This window comes from Paenibacillus pabuli NBRC 13638 (genome assembly GCF_001514495.1).
GTDB classification, from domain to species: Bacteria; Bacillota; Bacilli; order Paenibacillales; family Paenibacillaceae; genus Paenibacillus; species Paenibacillus pabuli.
On record NZ_BCNM01000022.1, the window covers coordinates 1 to 22,867 of the forward strand.

The 22,867-nt window shown below is 47.2% G+C and carries 19 protein-coding genes; 15 read left to right on the plus strand and 4 right to left on the minus strand.

Annotation, left to right across the window (positions count from 1 at the left end; genetic code table 11):
- Nucleotides 1–158 precede the first annotated feature (158 nt).
- The 10 genes from purM to PPA03S_RS25120 all read left to right on the plus strand — a co-directional run bounded on the left by purM (nt 159) and on the right by PPA03S_RS25120 (nt 12,826).
- The gene (purM, locus tag PPA03S_RS25075) at nt 159–1,199 is read left to right on the plus strand and encodes a phosphoribosylformylglycinamidine cyclo-ligase (RefSeq protein ID WP_062326997.1); all 1,041 of its coding nucleotides are present in this window, start codon (nt 159–161) and stop codon (nt 1,197–1,199) included.
- A complete protein-coding gene (purN, locus tag PPA03S_RS25080) occupies nt 1,199–1,816 on the plus strand; it encodes a phosphoribosylglycinamide formyltransferase (protein ID WP_062327000.1) in 618 nt (205 codons plus the stop codon). The genes purM and purN overlap by 1 nt, the downstream gene beginning before the upstream one ends.
- Before the next feature lie 335 nt (nt 1,817–2,151).
- Entirely contained in the window at nt 2,152–3,699 is a 1,548-nt protein-coding gene (purH, locus tag PPA03S_RS25085; protein WP_062327002.1) for a bifunctional phosphoribosylaminoimidazolecarboxamide formyltransferase/IMP cyclohydrolase, read from the plus strand.
- A gap of 273 nt (nt 3,700–3,972) precedes the next feature.
- Nucleotides 3,973–5,238 carry a phosphoribosylamine--glycine ligase gene (purD, locus tag PPA03S_RS25090; protein ID WP_062327004.1) on the plus strand — a complete coding sequence of 422 codons (1,266 nt, stop codon included), beginning with the start codon at nt 3,973–3,975 and terminating at the stop codon, nt 5,236–5,238.
- Between the two features lie 712 nt (nt 5,239–5,950).
- On the plus strand, nt 5,951–7,288 hold the full coding sequence (locus tag PPA03S_RS25095; protein ID WP_062327006.1) for a hemolysin family protein: 1,338 nt from the start codon (nt 5,951–5,953) through the stop codon (nt 7,286–7,288).
- A 275-nt stretch (nt 7,289–7,563) separates the two neighbouring features.
- Entirely contained in the window at nt 7,564–8,652 is a 1,089-nt protein-coding gene (locus tag PPA03S_RS25100; RefSeq protein WP_062327008.1) for a hemolysin family protein, read from the plus strand.
- Between the two features lie 291 nt (nt 8,653–8,943).
- A complete protein-coding gene (locus tag PPA03S_RS25105) occupies nt 8,944–9,894 on the plus strand; it encodes a ring-cleaving dioxygenase (RefSeq protein ID WP_062327010.1) in 951 nt (316 codons plus the stop codon).
- Nucleotides 9,895–9,908: 14 nt separating this feature from the next.
- Complete coding sequence (locus tag PPA03S_RS25110; RefSeq protein ID WP_062327267.1) at nt 9,909–10,514, plus strand: alpha/beta hydrolase; 606 nt, start codon at nt 9,909–9,911, stop codon at nt 10,512–10,514.
- A 417-nt stretch (nt 10,515–10,931) separates the two neighbouring features.
- Nucleotides 10,932–12,224 (plus strand): threonine ammonia-lyase IlvA, encoded by a 1,293-nt coding sequence (ilvA, locus tag PPA03S_RS25115; protein ID WP_062327012.1) that lies wholly within the window; start codon nt 10,932–10,934, stop codon nt 12,222–12,224.
- A gap of 47 nt (nt 12,225–12,271) precedes the next feature.
- Entirely contained in the window at nt 12,272–12,826 is a 555-nt protein-coding gene (locus PPA03S_RS25120; protein ID WP_245683723.1) for a GNAT family N-acetyltransferase, read from the plus strand.
- 126 nt (nt 12,827–12,952) lie between these two features.
- Here PPA03S_RS25120 and PPA03S_RS25125 read toward each other — a convergent pair whose 3' ends face one another.
- Nucleotides 12,953–13,918 carry a hypothetical protein gene (locus PPA03S_RS25125; protein WP_062327014.1) on the minus strand — a complete coding sequence of 322 codons (966 nt, stop codon included), beginning with the start codon at nt 13,916–13,918 and terminating at the stop codon, nt 12,953–12,955.
- A 284-nt stretch (nt 13,919–14,202) separates the two neighbouring features.
- Here PPA03S_RS25125 and PPA03S_RS25130 point away from each other — a divergent pair, with 284 nt between their 5' ends.
- Nucleotides 14,203–17,400, plus strand: a complete 3,198-nt coding sequence (locus PPA03S_RS25130) for a copper amine oxidase N-terminal domain-containing protein (RefSeq protein WP_062327023.1) — start codon at nt 14,203–14,205, stop codon at nt 17,398–17,400.
- A gap of 445 nt (nt 17,401–17,845) precedes the next feature.
- Nucleotides 17,846–18,739, plus strand: a complete 894-nt coding sequence (locus PPA03S_RS25135) for an AraC family transcriptional regulator (protein ID WP_062327025.1) — start codon at nt 17,846–17,848, stop codon at nt 18,737–18,739.
- A 106-nt stretch (nt 18,740–18,845) separates the two neighbouring features.
- On the opposite strand, the gene PPA03S_RS32520 is transcribed toward PPA03S_RS25135, so the two are convergent.
- Complete coding sequence (locus tag PPA03S_RS32520) at nt 18,846–19,685, minus strand: hypothetical protein (RefSeq protein ID WP_062327027.1); 840 nt, start codon at nt 19,683–19,685, stop codon at nt 18,846–18,848.
- Between the two features lie 95 nt (nt 19,686–19,780).
- Nucleotides 19,781–20,011 (minus strand): hypothetical protein, encoded by a 231-nt coding sequence (locus PPA03S_RS33435; RefSeq protein WP_217998970.1) that lies wholly within the window; start codon nt 20,009–20,011, stop codon nt 19,781–19,783.
- An 88-nt stretch (nt 20,012–20,099) separates the two neighbouring features.
- On the opposite strand from PPA03S_RS33435, the gene PPA03S_RS25150 reads away from it, so the two are divergent.
- The 3 genes from PPA03S_RS25150 to PPA03S_RS25160 all read left to right on the plus strand — a co-directional run bounded on the left by PPA03S_RS25150 (nt 20,100) and on the right by PPA03S_RS25160 (nt 22,459).
- Nucleotides 20,100–20,327 carry a hypothetical protein gene (locus PPA03S_RS25150; protein WP_062327031.1) on the plus strand — a complete coding sequence of 76 codons (228 nt, stop codon included), beginning with the start codon at nt 20,100–20,102 and terminating at the stop codon, nt 20,325–20,327.
- Between the two features lie 333 nt (nt 20,328–20,660).
- Entirely contained in the window at nt 20,661–21,491 is an 831-nt protein-coding gene (locus tag PPA03S_RS25155; RefSeq protein ID WP_062327037.1) for an alpha/beta hydrolase, read from the plus strand.
- Nucleotides 21,492–21,673: 182 nt separating this feature from the next.
- Nucleotides 21,674–22,459, plus strand: coding sequence for a DODA-type extradiol aromatic ring-opening family dioxygenase (locus PPA03S_RS25160; protein WP_062327039.1), 786 nt, complete (start codon nt 21,674–21,676; stop codon nt 22,457–22,459).
- Between the two features lie 164 nt (nt 22,460–22,623).
- Here PPA03S_RS25160 and PPA03S_RS25165 read toward each other — a convergent pair whose 3' ends face one another.
- A complete protein-coding gene (locus tag PPA03S_RS25165) occupies nt 22,624–22,836 on the minus strand; it encodes a hypothetical protein (RefSeq protein WP_062327041.1) in 213 nt (70 codons plus the stop codon).
- Nucleotides 22,837–22,867 lie beyond the last annotated feature (31 nt).

The window sequence follows — 22,867 nt, forward strand, 5'->3', positions numbered from 1 at the left end:
TTGCCCCGCGAGCACACGCACGAATGAACCATAGCAAGATCAAACCAGCCACCCCTGCACCGCTTGTTTGGCGGGTGTCCAGAGGGCCTGCCAAGGTCCTATGGGGTCCTCCCGGGCGGGAGGATTTAGGAGGGGCGAAAAAAAGGAGATGATTCCACTTGTCCGAAGCATATAAAAAGGCCGGCGTCGATATCGCGGCAGGTAATGAAGCGGTTGAACGGATGAAAAAACACGTAAAGCGCACCTTCCGTCCGGAAGTGATGACAGATCTGGGGGGCTTTGGCGCCCTGTTCGGTTTGAACAAAGATAAATATGATGAGCCGGTACTCGTATCTGGAACAGACGGTGTAGGAACCAAGTTAAAAATCGCGTTTGCCATGGACCGTCACGACACGATCGGTATCGACGCGGTAGCCATGTGTGTGAACGACATTGTGGTACAGGGGGCAGAGCCACTCTTTTTCCTGGACTACCTCGCATGTGACAAAGTCATCCCTGAGAAGATCGAAGCAATCGTTGCGGGTATCGCGGAAGGCTGTCATCAATCGGGCTGTGCATTGATTGGCGGCGAAACGGCTGAAATGCCGGGCATGTACAGCGAAGGGGAGTATGATATTGCCGGATTTACCGTAGGTATCGTGGACAAAGCCAAGATCATCAACGGTACAACCATCGCTCATGGTGATGCGGTGATTGGTCTGGCTTCCAGCGGTGTGCATAGTAACGGGTTCTCGTTGGTACGCCGACTGCTGCTAGAAGAAGCAGGATTGGATCTTCACACTGACATAGCGGAACTGGGCGGCAAGCTTGGTGATGCACTGCTGGAACCTACGAAAATCTATGTGAAACCACTTCTATCCCTCCTTGAAAAGGTAAACGTAAAAGGCATGGCTCACATTACTGGTGGCGGCTTTATCGAGAATATTCCGCGCATGTTGCCAAGCAGCGTAAATGTAGATATTGATTACGGCTCTTGGCCGATCCTGCCGATCTTCAACCTGTTGCAGGAAAAGGGAACGGTCTCGAACCGTGACATGTTCACCACATTTAACATGGGTATTGGACTTGTACTGGTCGTGAACGAAGCAGATGCAGCTGAAGCGCTGGAACATTTGAAATCTTCTGGCGAAGAAGCGTACATCATTGGACGTGTTACAGAAGGAGATGCGCGAGTAACCTTCACGGGAGCGGATGTTTAATGGCGAACTACCGTATTGCTGTATTTGCCTCTGGTGAAGGGTCGAACTTTCAGGCATTGGTTGATGCAGCACGGAGCGGAGGACTGGGTGCATCCATAGATCTGCTGGTATGTGACAAGCCGACTGCACGTGTGGTGCAGCGAGCACAGGATGCTGGCGTGGAATGCCATCTGTTTACTCCCAAAAATTATGATTCCCGCGAAGCCTACGAGGCTGAGATTGTGGAAGTGCTTGAATCCAAGAAGATCGACTTGGTTGTTCTTGCGGGATATATGAGATTGCTGACTGCTGTTGTGGTGGATCGTTACGCAGGGCGGTTGATTAACATTCATCCATCCTTGCTACCGGCATTTGCAGGTAAGGATGCGATTGGACAGGCTCTTGACTATGGCGTGAAAGTTACGGGCGTGACCGTGCACTTTGTGGACGGTGGCATGGATACAGGGCCGATTATTGCCCAGCATCCCGTTCCTATTTTGCCAGAGGATACTGCTGAATCCATCAGCCGTTCCATTCATGCGGCCGAACAGCAGTTATATCCTGAAGTTGTTTCCTGGTTCGCTCAAGGTCTGGTTCAGTTAGACGGACGTCACGTCACTGTTAACAAATCGGTTTGATATAAGTTGAAAATTTTTTTTACACATTCACGGAGAGGACAGAAAAAACCTGAAAAAGCGAAGCTAAAAGCTTTCTGCAAGAAAGCTGCATCGGAAGCATAAACTTCGCCTTTATCACCGGATTTTCCCTTTAAGAAAAGGGAATCAAAAAATCTGGGGATAACAGCGATTGGAAGGTTGTTCTGTAATCGGAGTGTCCCGTGTAAACATCTTGGTTCCACTTATATAACAGAAGTCGAATATTGGTACGCATTTTGTGATATTTCTCGGGAAATAAATCGGTTGTGTTTCGTCATGAAACGCGAAGCCATGGGACATTAAAGGAGGAGCATATTGTGAGTATCAAAAGAGCGCTGGTCAGCGTATGGGATAAAACAGGCATCGTGGACTTTTGCCGCGAGCTGTCGCAAATGGGTGTGGAGATTATTTCGACAGGAGGTACAAGCAGCCTGTTGTCGAAGGAAGGCGTACCTGTCATCGGAATTTCGGATGTGACCGGATTTCCGGAGATCATGGATGGACGTGTCAAAACATTGCATCCGGCAGTTCATGGTGGTTTGCTGGCTGTTCGTGACAGCGAAGAGCACAAGCGCCAGATGGAAGAGAACGGACTGGGTTATATCGACCTTGTAGTTGTGAATCTGTATCCGTTCCAGGACACCATCGCCAAACCAGACGTAACGTATGAGGATGCGATTGAGAATATTGATATCGGTGGTCCAACCATGCTTCGTTCTGCTGCCAAAAACCATGCATATGTTAGTGTCGTTGTAGACACCGCAGATTATGGCAAGGTGCTTGAAGAAGTTCGCAGCAATGGGGACACCACACTCGAAACACGCAAACGGCTTGCGGCAAAAGTGTTCCGTCATACGGCGGCTTACGATGCAGTCATTTCCGATTATCTCTCCAACCTGAATGGTGATCCATTGCCAGAGCGTCTGACGGTTACTTACGAAAAACTCCAGGATTTGCGCTACGGCGAAAATCCACATCAGCAGGCGGCATTCTACCGCAAACCGCTGGCAGCCCAAGATACGTTGACAACAGCCGAGCAAGTGCACGGCAAAGAATTGTCTTACAATAATATCAACGATGCAAATGCAGCTTTGCAGATCGTTAAAGAGTTTGAAGAACCGGCCGTTGTGGCGGTTAAACATATGAATCCTTGCGGCGTAGGTATTGGCGAAAGCATCTACGAAGCTTATGGCAAAGCCTATGCGGCAGATCCAACTTCCATCTTTGGCGGAATTGTGGCAGCTAACCGCATTATTGACAGTGATACAGCAGGCAAATTGAGTGAGATTTTCCTGGAAATTGTGCTGGCTCCTGACTTTACACAAGAGGCGCTTGATATTCTGACCAAAAAGAAAAACATTCGTTTGCTCAAAACGGGTGAACTGAACACTGCCCGCAAACGGGAGAGCCAATTCGTAGTCACTTCCATCGACGGCGGCATGATTGTACAACAAAGCGATGTGCATTCGATCGAAGCGAGCGAGTTGAAAGTTGTTACTGATCGTGCACCATCGGAAGAAGAACTGAAACAGCTGCTATTTGGCTGGAAAGTAGTTAAACACGTGAAATCCAACGCAGTTGTACTTGCTGCGAATGATATGACGGTAGGTGTGGGCGCTGGACAAATGAATCGTGTGGGTGCAGCCAAAATTGCGATTGAGCAAGCTGGCGAGCAAGCAAAAGGTGCCATTCTGGCATCCGATGCGTTCTTCCCAATGGGTGATACGCTGGAACTGGCAGCAAAAGCTGGAATTACGGCCGTTATTCAACCAGGTGGCTCGATCAAGGACGAAGAGTCTATCAAAGTAGCGAATGAATACGGAATTGCCATGGTCTTCACAGGCGTTCGTCACTTCAAGCACTAAGCAACAACAATATATAAATCCCATGTGATGTTATCTTGGGGAAAAACAGATTAAGGTCCTACAGTTGGAGGGAATAACGTCTCTGTGATCCGTTAAACTGCAAATCTGTAGAAACTGGCGTAAATAGAGTGCATTCAATTCTTTAAAGTGGAAATGCACTATCAAGGGGTGTCCCCGTCATGCTCATGACTTATGGGACACCCTCTCTTTTTCAGCTTTTTTGCGAGCATAGGCAGACAACATCCTGTAATTCATGGAGGGGGAAATGAGCAAATGGATATTCTGGTAGTGGGCGGCGGAGGCCGGGAACATGCAATCATTTGGGCGCTGGCAAAGAGTCCAAAGGTAGACAAGATTCATTGTGCGCCTGGAAATGCAGGTATTGCACAACTCGCCGAGTGTCATCCGATTGCGGTCAATGAATTCGATAAACTGACGGCGCTTGCCGTGGAACTTCAAGTGGGTCTGGTGGTGATTGGGCCAGACGATCCGCTTGCAGAAGGCATTGTAGATGCTTTTGACAAGACTGGCATTCCGGTATTTGGTCCACGCCGTAATGCAGCGGAGATTGAGGGCAGCAAAACGTTCATGAAAGATCTGCTGCACAAATACCATATTCCGACTGCAGCCTATGAGAAATTTGATAACTACGAGCAGGCACAGGCTTATCTGGATGAGCAAGCGATTCCGGTGGTCATCAAGGCAGATGGACTTGCAGCGGGTAAAGGTGTTACAGTCGCCTATTCCCGTGAAGAAGCGAATCAGGCACTTCGCAGTATCATGGTGGACAAGGTGTTTGGAGAAGCAGGAGCCAAGGTTATCATCGAGGAATTTCTGGCAGGTCAGGAAATGTCGATTTTGGCTTTTGTCGATGGGGAGACCGTTCGTCCAATGGCGGCTGCACAGGATCACAAACCGGTATTCGATAACGACCAAGGGCCAAATACAGGCGGTATGGGGACGTACTCACCATTGCCGCATATTCCCGCATCGATCATTGAGGAAGCCGTGGAGACGATCATCAAACCAACAGCCAAAGCAATGGTTTCCGAGGGACGTCCGTTTCAAGGCGTATTGTTTGCAGGATTAATGATCTCGCCGGATGGCAAACCCAAAACGATCGAGTTCAATGCCCGTTTCGGTGATCCCGAGACACAGGTGGTATTGCCGCGTCTGAAGAGTGATCTGTTCGATATCTTCTGGGCGACCGTTCACGGCAAATTGGCTGACATCGAGATTGAATGGAGCGATGAAGCTGCGGTATGTGTAGTGCTTGCTTCAGGAGGTTATCCGGGTCCTTATGCGAAAGGCGTAGCCATTGAGGGACTGGATCAGATTGATGATGCGGTGGTATTCCATGCAGGTACAGCTCGGAGTGAATCTGGAGAATGGGTGACGAACGGTGGGCGGATTCTAGGCGTTGTGGGTCTTGGCTCTGATATTGCCGCAGCCAGAGCGAAAGCCTATGCTCAAGCGGAACGAATCCATTTTGACGGAAAACATCAGCGTTCCGACATCGCTGCCAAAGCTTTGGTTTAACCCGTTTTAATTGAATACAATCACACATGAGGGTCCGTAAAGATGTGCACCGGAAAAAGGTGTTTGCATCCTGCGGGCCCTTTTCAACGTATACAGGGTTATGATGTAATTTGCTGGACTTTCACTGTCTGGATCCGGCCAAGAGAATGGTTGTAAATAAAGAAGCCTAATAGGTTTAATTCAGTAAAGTAGAGGGTAGTACTTCTATAAATGTCTATACTATACATGTGAACAATATCACAAAAAATCTGTGGTAAAAGTGGGAAGACGATATACATAAAAGTTTATTTTGTGAACTCATTCTAGAACTCATATGTCAAACCATAACGTGCAACTGGATGGTTTGACGTAGATCATGTTATACTTTTCCGAAACAGGAATGAACAAGAGGGGAGGTGGATATCTATTGGGAAGGCGATATTGTAAACTGTCCAAATGGAGAATTTTGGTGGAGTAAATCGAGAAACCATGACAGCATGAGGGGAAACCCTGTTTTAGTGAAGTTGTTTCTGTAAATGATGGACTTCATCCTGAATTCCTGTTTTGAATTTACAAGGTCAGAGTACAACCTATACGAACGTTATGATCAGATTGATTTTATATAAGGCATATGCTGTGTTTGAACGAAAATCAGCGGTTGAATGGTTAACACAGTTAACAGATCACGCTGTAACTAACTCTGGAGGTGAATCCCTGAGAAGCGGGGAAATCATTGGACATAATTACCATATTGAATATTGTATTACTCATTATTTTGATTGCGTTAACCGCATTTTTCGTTGCATCCGAGTTCGCTGTGGTCAAGATTCGTACGTCAAAAATAGATCAGCTTGTTGCCGAGGGTAATAAGAAGGCTGTTTTGGCCAAAAAAGTAGTGTCGGATCTGGATTATTATCTGTCAGCCTGTCAGCTCGGTATTACCGTCACTGCCCTTGGATTGGGTGCGCTCGGTAAACCCACTGTTGAGAGGCTCTTATATCCGGTATTTAATTATCTAGACATACCGGCTTCAATCTCGTCCGTTGCATCGTATGCGATTGCATTTATCCTCGTCACGTTCCTTCACGTTGTTGTTGGTGAGATGGCTCCCAAAACGATGGCCATTCAATTCTCGGAGAGATTGACCCTGCTGCTCTCCCCGCCATTGTACTGGTTTGGAAAAATTATGTACCCGTTCATCTGGACTCTCAACGGGGCATCCCGTGTCATTCTTCGGGCTTTTGGCGTAAAGCCTGTCGGTCATGAACAAGCCTACTCGGAGGATGAGATCAAGATCATCATGAACCAGAGTTATGAGGGTGACGAGACCAATCAAATGAAGCTTTCATATATGGCAAATGTATTTGTGTTCGATGAACGTGATGCCAAAGATATCATGGTTCCGAGGACGGAGCTTGTGACACTGAATCAGAATATGACTTATAACGATATTATTCCAATACTGGATGAATATAATTATTCACGTTATCCCGTGATCGAGGATGGAGATAAGGACCGAATTGTCGGTGTAGTGAATGTGAAAAAGATTTTGCCTGATATGGTTGCCCTTAGGGAGCACCAACTTGTCGATTTTGTTCGCGAAATCCCTTTCGTTTCTGAAGTTACAAGTATCCAGGATGCCATGATCAAGATGCAGCAGGAACGCGTGCACATGGCTGTGGTCGTGGATGAATACGGAGGTACTTCGGGAATCATTACAATGGAAGATATTCTCGAGGAGCTTGTCGGCGAGATACGTGATGAGTTCGATGCCGATGAAGTTGCTGATATTCAGGAAACTGGACAGAACCAATATCTCATTAACGGCCGGGTGCTTCTGGATGAGCTGGAGCGGCAGTTTGGGCTTGTTTTTGAAGGCAATGAAGAGATGGATACCGTGGCCGGATGGATTCAGTTCCAGAAGGGTGTCGGTGTGGAAAAAGGAGATACGGTAGACCACGGTGATTATATCTGGACCGTTGTGGACGCAGAAAATTTCCACATTAAGCAGGTTCTGCTTGAACGTGTAAAGGGTGCTGAGGTCGATGAATCTTCCAGTGATCTGGCGTGATTTTGATTCGATCAGGGCTGTAATTTTGGGTTTGACTGCGCAATTGGCTATGCCCTCAGGATTTAAAAGTTTTGGCAACGTAGCAATGTAGGGACGGAATCGCTTCTGAAGAAGCGTAGCGCGCGTTTGCAAACAAATTTTAAACCTTTGAAAACAACAATCAGGGAAATTTGGAGGCAATGGCGATCGGAAGAACGAGCCGTCACCGGAACGTCAATCGTGCAACCTTATTTTAAATTTTAATGGAGGTGAATCCCTCATATTGAGGGAAATCATTGGACGGAATAATAGCCTTAAACTTATTTTTAGTAGCCGTATTTATAGGTCTGACCGCCTTTTTCGTTGGAGCGGAATTTGCAATTCTGAAAGTACGGATGTCCCAAGTCGATCAGCTGATCCTGGAAGGGAACAAAAAAGCGGTATTGGCCAAAAAAGTGGCTCAAAATCTAGATTATTATCTATCTGCGTGTCAATTGGGTATCACAATCACGGCTCTTGTATTGGGTGCATTGGGAGAACCTACTGTTGAGAAAATGCTGCATCCCCTGTTTGAGCGACTGGAAGTGCCAGCAGCCTTGTCTACAGTGCTCTCTTACGGGATTGCCCTCGCGATCATCACGTTCCTGCATGTCGTTATCGGGGAATTGGCACCAAAAACACTGGCGATTCAGTTTGCCGAGAAGATGACACTTATGCTGGCACCACCGCTGTACTGGTTTGGCAAGATCATGAATCCGTTCATTTACGCGCTGAATGGGGCTGCCCGTCTATTGCTTGGCATCTTTGGTATAAAGCCTGCCGGTCATGATACGGTTCACTCTGAAGAGGAATTGAAGCTGATCATGGCACAAAGTTATGAGAGTGGGGAGATTAATCAGACGGAGCTGGACTACCTGAAGAACATTTTTGCTTTTGATGAGCGTCTGCTCCAGGAGATTATGATCCGCAAAGAAAAAATCGTCACGCTGGACAAAGAAATGCCGCTCAATCGTATGATTGAGATTCTACAGCAGCATGAATATACACGTTTCCCTGTGATCGAAAGGGGAAATTCGGATCAATTCGTTGGATTTATCCATACCAAAGAGATGCTTACAAGTGTTGCCGCAGGTCGGGCATTTAACATGGATACCTATATACACGACATGTTGAAATTTTCGGAGTTATCGCCAATTAAGGATGTTTTGGTCCAGATGCAGCAGAGTCGTTCCCATATCGCTGCGGTGCATAATGCAGCGGGGGAAACGGTTGGTCTGGTTACGATGGAGGACATTCTTGAAGAAATTGTTGGGGATATTAAGGATGAGTATGATAGCCATGATCTGGTTCAACCGCCAAAGCGATTAAAGTTAACTAAAGCCTAACACGACTTTTGAGGATCGATGCTGGGTGGCGGGAAATAAACAAGATCAAGGAAGGCGGGTTTCCGAGTAATCGGGAACCTGTTTTTTGTTAATGAAGGGAGCTCTAGCTATGGCGCAGCAGGGTGAAGAGCGATAATATCTTTATTTTAAAACAAAAGCTTGCATATTGACCGAGAATGAATTAATATAAATTTAAAGAATCTTAATTTAAAGATAAATAACAAAATGCAATGCATAACCAACTGCCAAATATAACAATGCTACGAATAAAACCAAAGGGAGTGGAGATTAATGTTCAGAACTTCAGGGATCCATCACGTTACGGCTTTTGTAGATGACGCACAGAAAAATGTTGATTTTTACGCAGGTGTATTGGCACTGAGACTGGTGAAAAAAACAATTAACTTTGATGCACCGGATGTATACCATCTGTATTATGGCAATGAGGATGGGGCACCGGGCACTATTATCACATTCTTCCCGCAGCAAAATGCCAGAAGAGGTGTGATCGGCTCAGGACAGACTGGTGTAACGGTATATGCCATTCCGATGGGCAGTCTGCCATTCTGGAAAGAACGTCTGACTTCCTTCGATATTCCATTTGAAAATAAAACCAGATTTGGCGAGCAGTACATTCGCTTCTTCGATAAGGGCGGCCTATTGCTCGAATTGGTCGAGCGTGAAGGAGGTCAACCAAGTCAATGGGCTTTCAATGGTGTACCGACTGAACATGCGATCAAAGGCTTTGGCGGGGCTGTATTATTCAGCCATGTACCTGACAAAACAATGGATGTGCTGACAACGATGCTCGGTCTGGAGCAGGTTGGAGAAGAGGATGGAATCATTCGCTTGCAGGCGACTGGTGACATCGGTCAACTGATCGACATTCAATCGACGGGAATCCAGCGGGGGATTGGCGGAGCAGGTACGGTTCACCATATTGCATGGCGTGCAAAAGATTATGTCGAGCATGAACAAATGCAGCAGGATCTTCAAAAAGCAGGATACCATCCTACGCCGGTCATTGACCGCCAGTACTTCAACGCCGTCTATTTCCGGGAACCGGGAGGTATACTGTTTGAACTGGCTACGGATCCTCCAGGATTCGCACGGGATGAACCACAGGAGAGCATGGGTCAGAAACTGATGCTGCCTGAATGGTATGAACCACAGCGTGAGCAGATTGAACAGCTGCTTCCACCTATTCAAGTACGTGAATGGAAAGGAGAGTCCAAATCATGACTACTACCAATACAATGAAACATATTTATAAAGCAGGTGCACAACCGGATGCCCCTACACTGCTGCTGCTGCACGGGACAGGTGGAACGGAGAATGATCTGGTAGGGTTGGCCGAGATGATCGCGCCAGGAGCAGGTATTCTGGGTGTGCGTGGTAATGTATCCGAAAATGGAATGCCCCGTTTCTTCCGCCGTTTGGCGGAAGGGGTGTTTGACGAAGAAGATCTCATTGCGCGGACAGCAGAACTGGGTTCATTTGTGGATGCGGCTGCTGTAGAGTATGGCTTTGATCGTGCCAATGTCTTCGCACTGGGCTATTCCAACGGTGCTAATATCGCAGCAAGTCTGATCTTCCATCAGGCTGACGTATTCAAAGGAGCCATTCTGCACCATCCGATGGTACCGCTGCGCGGTCTTGAACTGCCGGATCTGAAGGGACTGTCTGTATTTATCGGAGCTGGAGAGAATGATCCAATCGTGCCAAAACGCGAAACGGATGAACTTGCTTCACTTCTGAGTGGAGCAGGCGCAGGCGTTCACATGCACTGGGAGCGTCAGGGTCATCAGTTGACCCGTACGGAGGCGGAAGCCGCCGCGGCTTGGTTTAAGAACCAAGGCTGAAAATCTGACTCACTGCCTAAATAATTCTTTGAAAAGGGATGCCCCGTTAGTCATGTAAATGACGAGGGACACCCTTTTTGGTGTTTATACAGGTTCACAACCCGAGCACACGCTATGAGTGCCAATTTTCACAGGTCTACGTTTTTATGAATCAGAGCGACACTATGCCTTGTCCTAAAGAGTGGAATAATCTATAATCAAGTAATTGATAATCATTTTCAATTAGATTCGGTTTATGATGACGATGCGTGTAATCAGGAGGGGAAGATGAAGCCTAACCATAGCCCTGGGGGCTGGTAGCACCTGCTGTTGCTGTCGTCAAACAGTGAGTACACTATCTAATAACAAAAGTGATACAATAAAAAGAAAAAGCAATGCTTGCATTGCCAACCAAGATAAGCGGAGTGTGGAGAAGAGATGAAACCAGTGGAACAAGAGCCAACGGGAACTACAAATCCCGGCCGTGCCAGTGTTGGCATGGAAGATATCGTGCGCGCACATCATGTGCTGCGTGAAGTCATTGTAAGAACGCCGCTGCAGCGGGACGCTGTATTGTCGGCCAAATATAACTGTAACGTATATCTCAAAAGGGAAGACTTGCAAGTGGTACGTTCATTCAAAATTCGCGGTGCGTACAACATGATTCGCAGTCTGACTCCGGCAGAGATGGAGAAAGGCATTGTCTGTGCCAGCGCAGGAAACCACGCACAGGGCGTTGCTTTTTCCTGTAATGCGCTAGGCATCCACGGCAAAATCTTTATGCCGAGCACGACTCCCAACCAAAAGGTAAAACAGGTGCGCCGGTTTGGTGGAAATAATGTTGAGGTTGTGCTTACGGGCGATACGTATGACGATGCTTATGAAGAAGCAATACGTACGTGTAATGAACAAGGCATGACATTTATCCATCCATTCGACCAACCAAAGATTATTGCGGGCAATGGTACGGTAGCGATGGAAATCATGGAGAGCCTGGATGAGAATGCGGACTACATGTTTGTTACGATTGGCGGCGGCGGTCTCGCTGCTGGAGTCGGAACCTATATGAAGACGGTCAGTCCGGAAACACGTATCATTGGTGTAGAGCCACTTGGCGCGGCTTCCATGAGTGAAGCCATGTTCCGTAAGCAGGTAGTCACGCTGGATGATATCGATAAATTCGTGGACGGTGCTGCGGTAAAACGCGTGGGTGACCTGACCTTCGATATCTGTAGTGGCACGCTGGATGACATTGTGAAGGTACCAGAAGGTAAAGCCTGCACCACCATTTTGGAGTTATATAATGAAAATGCCATTGTTGTGGAGCCTGCCGGTTCTTTGGCGGTTGCTGCACTGGAGCAGTATCGTGAGCAGATTGCAGGCAAGACCGTTGTTTGTGTAATCAGCGGTGGGAATAATGACATCGACCGGATGCAGGAAATTAAGGAGCGTTCATTAATCTACGAAGGTCTTAAATATTATTTCATGGTTAATTTCCCACAGCGTGCGGGAGCTTTGCGTGAGTTCCTTGAGGAAGTATTGGGACCGAATGACGACATTGCCCGTTTTGAATATACGAAGAAGACTGATAAGGAAAACGGCCCTGCCTTGGTAGGCATCGAGTTGATGTACAAGGAAGATTACCAGCCGCTGATTGAACGCATGAATCGCAAAGGCCTCGCGTATACGGAGCTGAACAAAAATCTTAATCTGTTCAACATGTTAATCTGATGAATCATTCCCATGTGAAGTCGGACCGTAGGGAGACACAACCTCTGTTGAGACCTGCTCGCAAAGAAGATGCAGCACAAGTCATTCCTCTGCTCTATCAGGCGATTGGTGATATTGCCTATGCTCTGGCCGGTGAAGAGGACCATGAGAAGGCGATGCAGATTTTGCAGCAATTTTATGTGCAGGAAGACAATCGGATCAGTTATCGCAATATAACGGTAATGGAGCAGAATGAGCAGGTCGCGGGAATCCTGGTAGCGTATGATGGCGGAGAAGCGGACATTCTGGATCAGCCGATTCTGGATCGGCCTGGTCGGAGTACAGATAAGAAATATACGTTGGTCAAAGAAACCCGTCCGGGGGAGTATTATCTGGATACTTTATCGGTAAGCGAAGCATATCAGGGGCAGGGGATCGGCAAGGCGTTGATGGCTGCTTTTGAGCAGCGTGGCCGAGAACTTGGACACTCGCAGGTGTCTCTCATTGTAGAACGTGACAATGGCCGGGCCTTGATGTTATACGAACGGCAAGGGTACACCAAAGATGATGTGATTGTAATTGCCGGACATGAATATCATCATATGGTCAAGCCAATTCTATAGTTCTTAACTCTGAGTTAGCCTGGAGAAGGACATTCAATTCATCGATAGAATCCAAAGAAAACCGACATGGGAGCGAATCCTATGTCGGTTCTTTTGCGTTCATTAGGTGGTTAATATCATGAAGCATTAGTAGCCGGCATTCGCCCCGGTCGGAACATTCTGTTCCAGCCATTTCTCCACCGCTGCTGTTTTCTCATACTTCGCTTCCTTCACCACATCCATAAAGGCATCCAGCTTGGTGAGGAATTCGCTATCGACCGATGCAAGACGCTGTAAAACGCCGTTGTAGCCTCTCTGAGCGTTCGCAACCATTTTGTTCGTGTCATAATCAAACAGCGGTGTGTTGTTCAGCCCATAAAAGGTATACAGGGTATAACTGTTCAACAGATCCTGCACCTGTTTAGCCCGATTCGATTTCGGATGCAGCTCCAGGAATCTTTCCTGGCTGAGTGCTCGATGGAGAATTTCCTGATAGCCAATGACCAGAGCTCCGTCATCCGCAGGCAAGTTCTTCGTTTCCTTCGTCATGATAAAGATGTAGCTTGAGATATCCTCAGTAATATCAGAGGTATATTTCACGAGTGCCGCATAATTCATAATGGGGTAGAGGGAGCCTTCGAGCATGACGAGGCGATAGCCGCTGTCACGGGCTTCTTTTAGCAGTGCACGCAGATCGGAGTCCTGGGTACGCTCCATGAGTTTGGTGAAGCTGTCGTTCGCTTGATATGCCTTGAGCATCTTATCCTGAACGTTTGGCACGAGCAGACGGTCCGTCATGGCGGTTAGAGCCTTCAGGCGTGCATTCTCCAATTGGAGCACCATGAGGGTAGCGTGATGCGTTGTTACTTTTTTGATATTGGATTCCAGATAAGTGTCAGCGGCGGGTAAGCCGTTCTTTTTTTGGAGCATGGACTGAAATGTTTTATATATGGTGGTTGAACTGCTGGTGGTTACTTTGGCATCCGGACTTGTGGGAGCTGCAGCAGCGAGTTCAGGTGTGGCCGCAGTTCCTGTGACGATTGCAGCAAGGGCAGCGAGGGTGATGTAGAAACGCAGCCCTTTACGCTGGCCTGATCCATCTGTTGGTGTCATTCTGTAAACCTCCCGTAGTTTTAGAGATATTAAGGTGTTATTTCCTATACATTAACCGAAATGGGGCAGGATGTGGTTGCGGAATAATGACAAAATATTCTGTTATTTTTAACCTTTCGCAGGTAGATGATGGAAGGGTATTTCTGCGAAAATATTTTTTGTGGGATTGGAAACTTTTACGCTTATTCAAACGTCTTAGTTGTGCACAGGAAATTACAGGAATTAATGAAATTCAAAAACGAACACAATTATCTTAAATAATGAAGAGAATGGGGATACTGGATATGAAGAAAGCGGGAGGACGCCAAGTAAAAAAGGTGATGTCAGCACTGGCCGTGTCGGCCATGTTGATGTCTGCACTACCAACGTCGGTTATGGATGCAGCTGCAAGAATCAGCATATATATTAACGATGCGGAGCTGGCATCAGCACAAGCGCCTGTCATGAAGGGTGGACGCGTACTGGTTCCGTTGCGCTCCATTTTTGAAGGCTTGGATGCAACAGTAAAGTATACGAACAAAACCAAAACGATTACCGCAAGCCGGGATGATCAGGAAGTGATCCTGAAGTTGGGCTCCAAAACGGCATACATCAACGGAGAAGCGATCTCATTGGATGTACCTGCGAATACAATCAAAGGCAATACGATGGTTCCCATTCGTTTTGTCAGTGAAGCATTTGGAGAAAAAGTATTCTGGAACTCTCGTAAACAGCGGGTAGATATCAAAACAACATCCACCCCTCCTGTGGATGAGACGAAATATGCAGCATGGAACGTTTATGGTTCTGTATCCGGAAGCAATGGGGATGGTCGTGATCTGACCGTAAGCTTCACGCGTCCATCGTCCGAGAAAGCTGTATCCGCATATCGAATTATGCTGGTGAAAACACGTGATGTGAATAGCTTTAATGAGTCTGCGGCATCGGCTGTGCCTGCTTCAAACTATACATCCGTTACTCCAAATGGCAGTAACCCTAGACTGACGCTTAATGCACAGACCCGTGACGTGAACGGGGATCTGTTGAATTCCAATGAGACCTATCGTCTGTATGTGCTTACAGTGGGGAACAGCAGCAACAGCTACAAAAATCAGCTGGCGTGGTCTTCCCAGTCCTTGAAACTTAACAATGTGAAAACGACGGTTCAACCTGTCACGGGCCTGAAGATCGCAGATATCAGTGACTATGGGGATGGTCGTGACCTGGAAGTGAACTTCACACAACCGAGCACCACATCCAATATTACGTATTACCGTGCTTTTGTAGTCAAGGCGAAAGACGCTTCTTCCTTCAATCTGACTGCGGCGAATAATGTGTCCAGTTCGAATTCAACCATTATATATAAAGGTAACAGCACAACAGTCAAAAGCCAGCTAAGTTCCTCAACGCGTGATACATCCGGGGAATTGATCAAAAGCGGTACATCCTATGTCGTCTACATTATGTCCGTAAGCTCCAATGCGGCAACAGCAGACAACAAACTGTCGGCAGTATCATCTTCGCTTACGCTGGGAGTAAATACAGCAACAGCCCCTGTCATCACGTCAGTGAGAGATATTACGGATTATGGAGACGGCCGTGATATTCAGGTGAGCTTCAACCGTTCATCGGATGAGTCCAAAGTTGCTAATTATCGAATTTTCGTAGTTCGCAACTCGGTATCCAGCAGCTTTAACCTGACTACGGCGAGCAATCTGTCTTCGAGCTTGTACTATACTGTGAACAAAACAGGCAACAACATTACAACCACACTGCCATCCTCCATGAAGGATACCAGTGGTTATAACGTAACGAATCTGCAGGATTACCGGATCTATGTGATGGCAGTGGGTAATCAGCAGAATGGATATACCAATGCGCTGTCTTTCTCGTCAGGGCAGTTGAGACTGACAACGAATAGTAATGCTGGAGTCGCAAGCAACATCGGCGTGGCTGATGTGAGTGACTACGGCGATGGGCGTGACTTGAAGGTTTCGTTTACGAAAGCTTCAGATGAATCCAATGTGTCTGCGTATCGGGTGTATGTAGTGCGTTCCAACATTGCAGGCAGCTTCACGCTGAGCGCGGCTAATGCATCGAATAATTATTATCAGGTGAACAAGACGGGTGGAAATCAGTCCTTTACTCTTCCTAGCAATGCGGTCGATACCAGTGGTTACAGAATTGCTAACAATGTAGGCTATCGTGTATTTGTCCTGTCGGTAAGCACAAGCGGGAACTCCAGCCAGAACGCGCTGTCCTCGTATTCTTCACAGATTACGTTAACACAGAACGCCACTGCAGCGGCTCCGACCAGCGTGACTGCAGCAGACATCGGAGATAATGGAGACGGTCGTGATTTGCAGGTGACATTTAATAGATCGTCTAATGAGGCGAATGTTTATCATTACCGTGTTTTCGTAGTCAAAACTGGGAACTTGAGTGGGTTTGATTTGGCAGAAGCAAATCGGAACTCAAACTTTAAGGTTGTAAATAAAGCTAGCGGAAGCGGAAATTATACGTTGACTTTAAATGATGTAAAAGCAACAGATGGTACAAATATTCGCAATGATGAAAACTATCGTATATTTGTGCTCGCAGTAAGCAATACAGGCAACTCTTCCAACGTGCTGTCGACAGCGTATGCTGACATTAAATTGTCTGTAACGAGTGCCGTTGGAGCAGTTAAAATCACCGATGTAGAAGTTAAAAATGAAGAACAGGCAGCTGGAGATGCAACGGATGTGACTTTGCGATATACAGAACCTGCTTCCAAAGTAGGAATTGGACGTTATGTTGTAATGATTGCCCCGACTGGAAGCGCATTTGATCTCAGTATGGCGAAGAACATTGCATCAGCTAAAAATAGTAGATCTGTAGGGATAAATGGAAGCCCGGCCTTACTGTCAAATGCTCTGTTTGATATCAACGGTCAGAAAATTGAAGCAGGTAAATCGTACACTGCTTATATTTTATCGGAATCTTCAGACAACAAACGTGATTCCAGTCTGGCTTCATCGTCTGAATTCACGATTAATGGCAAGAAACAGGCACCAGTGCCTGTTGAAAAAGCTACTGGTGTGACAGCAACAGCAACTACTTCTTCAATTGATGTCAGCTTCACCAAGCCGGCAAGCGAAACTGGAATTGCACGCTATGATATTTACATTGTCAAAGATACGAGCAACACACTCGATAACGGTCGTGGTATTCGAGTAGGAACGGTGAATAGTGGGGCTGGCAATCCTTCAACAGCGAACGTTAACATTACCGGTAATTCAACGGATTCAGATGGAGTTGCCTTTGGTCCAGGAAAATATAAAATCAGGGTAGTGTCAGTAGCTAGTGATGTGAAATATACAACCACCCAGTCAGAAGTAGCTACATTTCCCATTCCTGCAGCTCCTACGGGTACAGACCAAGGAAGCAGCAATACACCTGCGCCAGCATCCAATCCGGATACTGGTAATCCAGCAACTGCTGGAGACACACCATCTTCATAGTAATAAAGAAAGTTTAAAGTAAGTTAAGTAGTTCGTTTTGATGAGCGCTAAAAGTAGTGGAGGGGACGGAATCGATTCTGAAGAAGCGATAGCGCTCGCCTTTGTCTCCGAATTTAAACCTTATAGAGGTTGAATCAAATAAATTTGGAGACAACAGCGATCGAAAGAACGATCCGTAACCGAAACGGTCACTCAAAGAAAGAATAATCTTATCAATCAGTTTTGTTAACAATCCAGGCTCCCTTTCCATATGAGAAGGGGAGCTTTTTGTTATTATGATCGAAAAGTTGTTCTGTTACCCGAGTAGTACACGTTAGGTCTAAGGATCGAATGAACTCCATTTTAAAAATCCTGTCACCAAAAAGGTTCCTTTGACCGTTGCTGCAACGGGGCAAGCCGAGGGATAATAGGAGAAAGAAGAGCATGATCCGAAAGGAATGATGGAATGCTTGCATTGCGCTTGACTGGCCTGCCGGATTCCCGGTTGCCTCTGTATCTGTATTGTGTCGGAACACAAGAAGAGAAAGTCCAGTTCAGACCGGATGGATTTCCGGTGTATCAGCTTTTTTTGTTACGCAGCGGCAAAGGGGAATTCAGGGTTCCAGGCAAGGGAACATGGAGCGTAACAGCGGGGCAGCTGTTCGTGATGGAACCGGGGACGGCACACGAGTATATTCCACATTCCAAAACACATGGGGAGCTTGGATATATCGGCATTGGTGGAGAGGCGGCGGGGGCGGTGCTTCGGTCGGCAGGACTGCTCCCTATGGGGCCACGAAGATTGTCCGAATTGGAACAGTTCTGGTCACGCATGACAGATATCTGGCACTCGCTGGGCAGGATGACTGAAATGTGGAACAGCTCAACAATCCTCTACCAGCTTATTCTGGACATGTCACGGTCCACCCTCCCGCTGCATGATGAGACAGAAGAACGAGAAGCACGGAGTGGGTCATTAACGCGTTCAGAGCGCGAGTCGGAATCGGCCAATGAAGCATTCACCCGCGCTGTGTCGCTGATGCACACACACTACCAGGATGATCTGCTGCTGAAGCATGTAGCTGAAGCCGTTGGTTATTCGGTGCAGCACCTGAACCGATTATTTCACCAGAGACATGGGGTGACAGGACATCAGTACATGCAGCGATTGCGTTTGCAGAAGGCGTCCGAATGGTTGGACAAACACCCACAAGCAAGTGTAAGAGAGGCTGCGGAGACGGTTGGTATGGAAGTGAACTACTTTATCCGCATGTATAAGCGAGAATTCGGAGAGACCCCGGGCAAGGAGATCAAGCATCGCATTCAGCTCAAAATAATAGAGAAAGATCTTTACCTCTGATTGAGTGAGATCGACACTTGATATTGTCCCCTCACGAAAGTCATTACTTCCTTTTCACACACCATATTCCGTTGTGACTGTGTTGCTGCTCCACAGTGGGCAATACTTATGCTTTCTTCTGTCCGAAGAGTGGTCTCAATGTCGCCAGTCCCACAATCCCGATGACGAGACTTATCCACGGAGCCAGCGTAAATACGGGAAGTCTGTCACGCAGCGGATAACCTACGAATAAGACCAGCACAACGATGACGATATAAATGACGATTCCGCGAAGGTTGATTTGTGGTCTGGCCGTCTTGTCTGCTCCCTGATCGTCTGGTCGCTCAGCGAGACGACGAAGCATTTCTACCAGTGCAATTCCGCCAACTGCCGCTACAATTAGCGAGAACAGGCTGATATGGCTAAACGGTTCCGTATCTCCACCTGTCCAGCCGACAAATAGCCCTACACCACCCTGAATCAGCATGACAAAAGACAAAGCAGCCCAGGAAATCATGGCATACCATTTGGGCGTGCGTCTGATCTGCTCTGGTGTCTCCGAAGATTCGGGTTTATCCGTTGGATCTTTCTTCTTGGTGGAAGCATTGTGTGTGTTGAATTGGTTCCGTGTACCGGATGCAGCTGTACTTGAAGCTCCGGATGGGTGAACCTTGGCATGGACAGCAGTGGCCTCCTGTGTATGCTCTTCAACCCCAAGCTGCGAACGAATATCCTGCTCCAGATCAGGTCCATATAACTCACGAGCAGGCTGTCCATCACGCTGAGCTTGTACGATGGCTTTTCCTGCATAGAGAATCCATTCCTCCTGCGTTCGCTCGTCAGCAGGTGTATGGCGCGCAATGGTGCTGATCTGGTCGAACAGCTTTACATGTTCAGGCGTCATTTTACTCATTTCGGTCATTTGGCGATTCTGTATTTCTTTCAACTTTTTATAGGAAATTCCCAATGATTGCTCCCCCTGTCTACACACGTTCTGATCCCCGACGATCTGGAGACCCTGACGGTATTTTAGTATACGGGAAGGGCTATCGTTTCGCAAAGTCATTCCTTATAAAACAACTGTTTGTGATTCGCCCATAGCCATGCGCAGGCCAGAATGACACAGGTGCACAGCAGCACCAGCTTACCGTGACTGCGAATCCATTCCAAGATGTGTTCCATGAGTTCAATCCTTTCACCGGAAGGAATCGAAAGGCAAATGTTGCCTGAGATATATGGTTTATTTTCCCCTTGATCCGCCGTAAATATGCGCAGGGTTGTGTTCATTTCCAACGATTGTGTGAAGCATGAATAAAGTAGAGCCGAATCCACCACAATAGTAGCATTTCCAACAGAAACCAGGGATTGGAGTGTGCCAGATATGGATGAACAATTAACCAGAAAGCTGTTGTTAAACAGTAACTCTCGTGGAGTTAAGGACGAGGTTGTGCCTATGGAAGAGACGCTGGAGGATACTGAATATGCCGAAGAATATACAGAAGGCACCTTTCCGTCAGGAAGCTTCTGGGAAGGCTCCAACTCGGCACATGAAGAGGATTGGCAGGGACGGGTGGAGACCCATGCGATGTTCCGGCGGAGCTACGAATAGCTGTCTCGCCAGATATTAAGCTCCCAATATCAATACGATCAGGTCACCTTCGACAAGAGACTCGGATGAGCAAGTTATTCGCCTATCTTCATGTATAAACAAGTTTAGGAATGATTCGAGTCAGCTGCTCTCAGCATGGCTCATTTTTTTTGGGGGAAATTCCGATAAAATGGTGACAAGCAGCCTCTTGGAAAAGGACATTTCCTCTCGTTGACTTGAGGATCACAGGATGATAATATACTAATATCATCTTAATACACATTAAACTTATCGGATTTATAGATAATTAACAAAATGAACATGAGCAGGGAAGAATGGAAAGGGGAAATGAGCATGGAGCGTCAGATCAGTATTCGTCATGGGCAGGAGGAATTAACAGCTACGATTCATTATCCGGTTGTGAAAGACATCAAGGAGGAGAATCAACAGAAGCGTGTACCTCTGGCTGTCATTTGCCATGGCTTTGTAGGAAGCCGGATCGGTGTAGATCGTCTGTTTGTAAAAACAGCTCGTGAGTTGGCCGAAGATGGGTATCTGGTTCTGCGCTTTGATTATATTGGCTGCGGGGAGAGCAGTGGGGAGTACGGCGCGGAGGGACTGGAGTCCATGATTCTTCAGACGCGCTCCGTGTTGGATTACGCGGTGAATTGCAGTGATGTAGACCCAACCCGTGTAACGTTAATCGGTCATAGTCTGGGCGGCGCTGTGGCCCTGCTAACCGCGGTTCGAGACAAACGTGTCAAAAACCTGGTAATGTGGTCATCCGTAGGATATCCATTCAATGACATCGTGAAGATTACGGGACGGGAAGTTTACGATGAAGGGGTGAAGCAGGGTTCTGCCGATTATCTCGGTTATAAGTTCACGCCGGCATTCTTTGAGTCACTCGCTGAGCATCAGCCATTCCAGGAAGCTGTTAAGTTTAACGGGGATGTTCTGGTGGTACACGGCACTTCGGATGAGATCATTCCTGTAGATTACGCCTTCCTGTATCAAAAGGTACTCTGGATGCGTCAGGAAGGCCGCTGCGACAAGGAGATTATTTTCCAGGGGGATCATACCTTCTCTTCTGGTAAAGAGCGGGAACAACTGATTACTCGGACGAGAGAATGGCTCGGAGAGCGTCAGAAGATTGAACAGGATTGGCAGCACTGGATGATCTAAGAGCAATATGGATTGAGTATCTTCCTTCCGTGCCGTTGGAACATCACAGGGTCAACATGATCGATCTAAATGGCAACATGGGAGTCCGTAGGGCAACAGATTGGGATGTCTGCTTGGAAAAGCGCCTTCTTCGGAGTAAAATAGGGGAGTAAGCATCCTATCGTGTCTGGAGGTTGGCAGCAATGACATTACCCGCATTTTTCATTGCGCATGGTTCTCCCGCTCTTGCGGTGGAGAGCAATGACTACACTCACTTCTTGAAACAGCTTGGAGACAGGCTGCCGGCTCCGAAAGCCATTGTTGTATTTACGGCGCATTGGGATTGTCCCGAACCGTCCGTCACAATGGATGATACACATCAGACTCTGCATGATTTTTACGGATTTCCATCTAATATGTATACAAAGGATTACCCTGCACCTGGCCAACCAGATATTGCGAATGAAATCTGCGCTTTGTTCGCCCGGAGTAATCTTCCGCATCAACCGATCCGAGGCCGTGGTCTGGATCATGGCGTATGGGTACCGCTGTTACACATGTATCCAGAGGCCCAGATTCCTGTAATAGCGGTGTCCGTGGATTCGCTGCGTTCCCCGCAGGAACAGTATGATATTGGCCGGATGCTGGAGCAGCTGCGTCATAATGATGTGCTGATCCTTGGCAGCGGTGGAACGGTCCATAATTTGCGCTTGCTTGGGAGTGACGATGAACCGCAAGAATGGGCGGTTGAGTTCGATAACTGGATTGGCGAGCGACTCATACAGTGGAATACGAGAGAGCTGTTTCAATATGACAAAAAAGCTCCCCATGCTCGCACAGCTGTTCCATCCTATGGAACGGAGCACATTGCACCTTTGTTCTATGCCATGGGTACAGCGGATATGTCGCGTTCTGCCAAACGTCTATTTCAGTCGTATCCTTACGGTACGCTCAGTTTGAACTGCTGGCAGTTTGGTGACGGCGCGTAACTTGGAGCAGACAACAGAGCGTATATCGGATCTTGAACATCTGGTTGTCCTATGCAAAAAAGACAGACGTTTCGTTGAATAGCAAGAGAAAAAGGTTTCTGCAGCCAGCATGGTGGGCTGCAGGAACCTTTTTTAACTTGGGCAACTTTTGTACGATACGTTAACTACTTGCGAATCTCGAAGAGCTCACATGCTGTACGTGAATGATAAGCCAGTTCACTAACACTAGACTGCACAACAACCGTGTTATTGTCGAACCGGATAATGACGCCACCGGAGTCAATCTGGTGGTTATCTTTAAAAACACGAACCTTATGCTTCATTTCCATGGCTTCCTGGAAGTCGGCATCGGTTTCAAGACGGCGCTGGGTTGGCATGTCATGTACTCCTTTAATTATAATCAATCGA

Excerpts from the sequence above, each read along its gene's own strand:
- purN (WP_062327000.1), top strand. The coding sequence starts at position 1,199 with ATGGCGAACTACCGTATTGCTGTATTTGCCTCTGGTGAAGGGTCGAAC.
- purD (WP_062327004.1), top strand. The coding sequence starts at position 3,973 with ATGGATATTCTGGTAGTGGGCGGCGGAGGCCGGGAACATGCAATCATT.
- PPA03S_RS25105 (WP_062327010.1), top strand. The coding sequence starts at position 8,944 with ATGTTCAGAACTTCAGGGATCCATCACGTTACGGCTTTTGTAGATGAC.
- PPA03S_RS25110 (WP_062327267.1), top strand. The coding sequence starts at position 9,909 with ATGAAACATATTTATAAAGCAGGTGCACAACCGGATGCCCCTACACTG.
- ilvA (WP_062327012.1), top strand. The coding sequence starts at position 10,932 with ATGAAACCAGTGGAACAAGAGCCAACGGGAACTACAAATCCCGGCCGT.
- PPA03S_RS25125 (WP_062327014.1), bottom strand. The coding sequence starts at position 13,918 with ATGACACCAACAGATGGATCAGGCCAGCGTAAAGGGCTGCGTTTCTAC.
- PPA03S_RS25130 (WP_062327023.1), top strand. The coding sequence starts at position 14,203 with ATGAAGAAAGCGGGAGGACGCCAAGTAAAAAAGGTGATGTCAGCACTG.
- PPA03S_RS25135 (WP_062327025.1), top strand. The coding sequence starts at position 17,846 with ATGCTTGCATTGCGCTTGACTGGCCTGCCGGATTCCCGGTTGCCTCTG.
- PPA03S_RS25150 (WP_062327031.1), top strand. The coding sequence starts at position 20,100 with ATGGATGAACAATTAACCAGAAAGCTGTTGTTAAACAGTAACTCTCGT.
- PPA03S_RS25155 (WP_062327037.1), top strand. The coding sequence starts at position 20,661 with ATGGAGCGTCAGATCAGTATTCGTCATGGGCAGGAGGAATTAACAGCT.
- PPA03S_RS25160 (WP_062327039.1), top strand. The coding sequence starts at position 21,674 with ATGACATTACCCGCATTTTTCATTGCGCATGGTTCTCCCGCTCTTGCG.
- PPA03S_RS25165 (WP_062327041.1), bottom strand. The coding sequence starts at position 22,836 with ATGCCAACCCAGCGCCGTCTTGAAACCGATGCCGACTTCCAGGAAGCC.